Genomic DNA, 4539 nt, shown 5'->3' with positions numbered 1-4539 from the left:
CTCTTCATCGTCGGCAGATAGGCACAACTCTGTAATTGCCAATTCAGTTTTATTGGTAACGGTAAAGGTGAATTGGTCTGACATAAATAGCCTTGCCTTTTAACGATAAATAAATTGCAGATTGTCAGTCACTAGATTATACTGCCACTTGTTTCAAAAGTTGTTATCTAACTGCCAGAATATAGACTTATAGCATTTCACTATAAGGTTGATACATTTAGGTAAGCAGAGGGGCAGAGGAGCAGAGGAGCAGAGGAGCAGAGGAGCAGAGGAGCAGAGGAGCAGAGGAGAGGGTTTGCAGGTTTTACCTAACAGATTATCAGGCAACTTATAGGCGCGACAGCCTACAAACCGGAAATAGTAAAATCCGTTCGATTCTGTCTTAATACAGTTTTGCGTAAAAGCGTAGCATTTTTAATGTAGAGAGATGCATTGACATTGCAGAGAGATGCATTGACATTGCAGAGAGATGCATTGGCATTGCAGAGAGATGCATTGGCATTGCAGAGAGACGCATTGACATTGCAGAGAGACGCATTGGCATTGCAGAGAGACGCATTGGCATTGCAAGGTATTGCCAAATTTAATTCGCTACGAATTAATGAAATGCTGTACTTAATACAACTCATATTTCATTAATTGACAAGGCAACGCTCCGTTGTACACTGCAATTCGCTTAGATGATTTTAGTCCAATCGATTGAGACAGTTCCTTGTTGCCACTGAGTACAAATGCAGTCCAGCCTTTGAAGCGTTGTTTCAATACATCGCCCAAAAGCTTGTAAAATGCCCCTAAATCGCTATCTCGCCCCAGCCGTTCGCCATAAGGTGGATTGCAGAATAAAACCCCACTGTCTGCGGGGGCGACAACATCAGCAAGCTCCATTTGAGAAAACCATACATGGTTATCAACGCCACAGTTTTGAGCATTATTAATCGCTTGCTCGATTATATTTTCATCGCGATCGCTTCCCCAAATAGGTGCGGGCAGATTATCCAGTTGGCTGTCCTTAGCTTCTTGGAGTAGCTTTTCTAAAAGGGATAAATCAAAATCGAGCCAATTTTCAAATCCAAAGGATTCACGAAACAGTCCTGGTGCTATGTTCAGTGCCTTTAAGCTAGCTTCCAAGGGTAAAGTGCCAGATCCACACAGAGGATCGTAGAACATCTGGTCTGGCTGCCAACCCGAAAGTTGAATCAGAGCAGCAGCCAGAGATTCCTTGAGAGGGGCTACTCCAACCGCAGGACGGTAGCCTCGGCGATGCAGACTATTTCCAGAACTGTCGAGTTTGACGGTACAAAAGTCGCGTTCAATATGAACATTAACCCGCACATCTGGTTCATGAAGCTCTACATTTGAACGCTCGCCCAGATTTTCTTTCTGTTGGTCAACGATCGCATTTTTGACCTGGAGAGATGTGAAGTGGCTATGGTTGAGGCGATCGTTTTTGCCCGTGACATTCACCGCCAGCGTCATGTCTGGCGTCAGATAGTTTACCCAATCGATGCTCTGGATACCGCGATAGAGATCCTTGGCATCAAGGCATTTAAACTCATGGATATTCACCAAGATTCGGAACGGCAGCCTAGCCCAGAGGTTGACGCGATAAAGTAGAGTGCGATCGCCCTCAAAGGCTACACCGCAAAACCCCGGCTCTACGGAATGGGCACCCAGTTGCTCTAACTCCTGAGCCGCGAGGGTTTCTAATCCGCGAGCAACCGTTGCAAAATACTGATTCATCCTCTAAACCCAAAGCATTGTCTTCACTACTCACCCATTGACGCACTTTAGCTTAACTCATATCTTGTAACATTCTCTCTCGTTAAGTCTGCGATTATAACCTTAGTAGGGTAGAGGCTGGGGGCAGTGTTTCGACTCCCATCTCTACGAGAGGCTGCGCCAACGACTACGCTCAGTGACCACCTGCCCTCCTGTCTTTCTTCGATAACTCAGCACAACAAGCCCCAGACAAACAAAATCAAGCCTGAGTAAGGACACAGTAAATATTTTTTGAAAGAGATTATATTTTCTTCGGTTTAAGTACTATCTTAAATCAATTAACCTTGCTAATATCAAGCTGAAATACTGTTCAGACACTTTGCAATACAACCCATCAATAAAAATAATCAGAGGGAAAAACTGTGAGTTTAGTATCTGATATTGTTCTGCTGCAAGACTTAACATCATCATCTGATGAGAATTTAATCCAGCTTAAAGCTGTACTTACTGCGACGGTAAATCACTTAACCAACCCGACGTTAGCAAATATATTTGGTGATGACCTGAAATTTGGTATTGCCTCTTTTAAGGATAAGCCACTTGCGCCTTTTGGGGGTTACGCTGACTATGTATATCAAGCAGAAGTCGCTTTGACAAATAATGTCACAACAATTAAAGACAAAATCTTTGACTTTCAAGCTTTTGGTGGCAATGATGAGCCAGAATCACAATTATTTGCACTCTTGTTCGCAGCTTTAGATAACGGCAGTCTTGGTTACAGAGTAGGTTCATTTCGTGTTGTTATAATAGCCACCGATAGTATTTATCATGTTGCCGGCGATCGCGCAGCAGTTATTCCAGGTGATACTATTGCTAATAATGGAGATGGGATAGCTGATGCTTTTGAAGATTATCCACAGGCCGGACAAGTAAAAACTGCGCTAGAAGCAAATAACATTATTCCAATTTTTCTAACTACGAGTAATGTTGCAGCCAATTACGAGACACTAGTTACCCAGCTTGGTCGAGGTGGTGTACTGGCTCTTGGTTCTAAAAGTGAGAATCTTGTTGATCTCATAAAAGAGGCAGTTGCTCGAGCCAAAAATGCAATCAGTACTGATGTCGCTACAACCAAGGGAGACGATACCTTGAGTTTTGGGGATTTTTCGGCTGGCGATAAGGTTATTTTTGCTGGGGATGGTGATGACAGTATTTCGCTTTCTGGTGTTATTGGTAATCATTACATCGATGGGGGGGCAGGTTCTGACATCCTTTTTGGTGGAGCTAGTGCAGACAAAATAGATGGGGGTAGTGATGACGACAACCTTCTGGGGGGCAGAGGTAATGATATTCTTTTTGGCGGTAGTGGAAAAGATATTCTGAGCGGGAATCAAGGCAACGATTACCTACAGGGAGATAGTGGGGACGACTTAGTAGAAGGAGGCGCTGGTTCAGATAAGTTTGCATTTGCAACAGGATCGAAGTTTAATATTAGGGAACTCGGAGTTGATACTATTAGTGACTTCAATCCTGAGCAAGACAAGATTCAACTATCCAAATCTACCTTTACCGCTCTAAGTAATTCAGTCTTTCCGACTCAATTAAATTCCGCAGACTTTGCCACCGTTACGAACGATACTTTAGCTGCAAGTAGTAGTGCAGCGATCGTTTATAATAGCGCAAATGGTAGTCTCTTTTACAACCCTAATGGTTCGGCGGATAATTTTGCTGAGATTAATTCCGGGGGTAAATTTGCACAATTGGATGCTACCTCTTTTCCTGCTCTAACTACCGCTAGTTTTGAAGTAGTTTTGTGATCAGAATTCAGGAGTCAGAATACAGGAGTCAGAATAGTGGAAAGATCAGGAGATAAGTTGAAGGGATGAATATACTTGTGATTGATTTAGCTTCATTTTCAACTTTACATAAGAGACTTCCAAGGAATAAAGTATTCAGGAAAAGTGAGATGCTCTCAGACAAAGGAATTGAACTGAGATTAATCTATATTTTTCTAAAATCAATCACTGTCTGACGATAAGCATCTGGCAAACCTGTATCAAAACACTTGCCTTTAACAACATATCCTGTCATTCCCTCTTCCTGACGCAATTTTTCAAGACAAGATGTTAACTGAAATTCACCTCGTTCTCGGAAATTTTGGTTGATATGTTCTGCTAAAAAGTCAAAAATTTTCGGCGTTAGTAAATATAAGCCAAATATACCTAAAAAATCATTTTCTGACATTCCCTCTACACGTAAATGCTGTTGTGCATACTCAATAGTAGGTTTTTCATAGAGTTGGGTAACTGACAAAATCGAGTTTAACTCTTGCCAAACCCCTGTTATACACCCAGCTTTATGAATAATTTCTGCTGGCATTGTAGTTAAGCTAACAACGTTTTGATTAACTTGTTCGTAAACATCTAAAACTTGACGCGCACAAGATTTTTCAATGTCAGATGCATAAATGTGGTCGCCCAACATGAGCAAAAACGGCTCATTTTGTACCCAATCTTTGGCACAAAATACTGCATGACCATAGCCTAATTGTTCCTCTTGTAACAAAATGGTAATTCTGCTACCTAAATCTTCAAGATATCGGCTATATTCTTGATTTTGCGGTGAAAGTTTTTCGAAAAGTTCTTTTTTGGGTGGTTTTTTCAAGAAATCTACAAATATTTCTTTGTCATCTGGCTGCACCACAATCCCCACTTCTGTAATTCCTGCACTAATCGCCTCTTCAATAATTGCAAGAATCACAGGTTTTGCCCTACCATCTCGATCGATAATCGGGAAAAGTTCTTTTTTGACAACTTTAGT

The 4539-nt window shown here is 41.7% G+C and carries 3 protein-coding genes; 1 reads left to right on the top strand and 2 read right to left on the bottom strand.

Going from position 1 to position 4539, the window contains the following annotated elements; all coding sequences use genetic code 11:
* Window positions 1-615 precede the first annotated feature (615 nt).
* Window positions 616-1740: a THUMP domain-containing class I SAM-dependent RNA methyltransferase gene (locus IQ229_RS14165; RefSeq protein ID WP_194044703.1), complete on the bottom strand. Its 1125-nt coding sequence runs from the start codon at window positions 1738-1740 to the stop codon at window positions 616-618.
* 401 nt (window positions 1741-2141) lie between these two features.
* On the opposite strand from IQ229_RS14165, the gene IQ229_RS14160 reads away from it, so the two are divergent.
* Window positions 2142-3536, top strand: coding sequence for a hypothetical protein (locus IQ229_RS14160; RefSeq protein WP_194044702.1), 1395 nt, complete (start codon window positions 2142-2144; stop codon window positions 3534-3536).
* A gap of 184 nt (window positions 3537-3720) precedes the next feature.
* Here IQ229_RS14160 and IQ229_RS14155 read toward each other — a convergent pair.
* Window positions 3721-4539, bottom strand: an 819-nt coding sequence (locus IQ229_RS14155; protein ID WP_194044700.1) for a sugar phosphate nucleotidyltransferase, incomplete at its 5' end; no start/stop codon positions are given.

Origin of the sequence: Nostoc cf. edaphicum LEGE 07299 (assembly GCF_015207245.1) — a bacterium.
In the GTDB taxonomy this organism is placed as follows: domain Bacteria; phylum Cyanobacteriota; class Cyanobacteriia; order Cyanobacteriales; family Nostocaceae; genus Nostoc; species Nostoc edaphicum_B.
The sequence above is the reverse complement of the archived record's forward strand: the minus strand, read 5'-3'. Positions and strand labels throughout refer to the sequence as shown.

Coding starts and splice junctions, on each gene's coding strand:
- IQ229_RS14165 (WP_194044703.1), bottom strand. CDS start 1,740: ATGAATCAGTATTTTGCAACGGTTGCTCGCGGATTAGAAACCCTCGCG.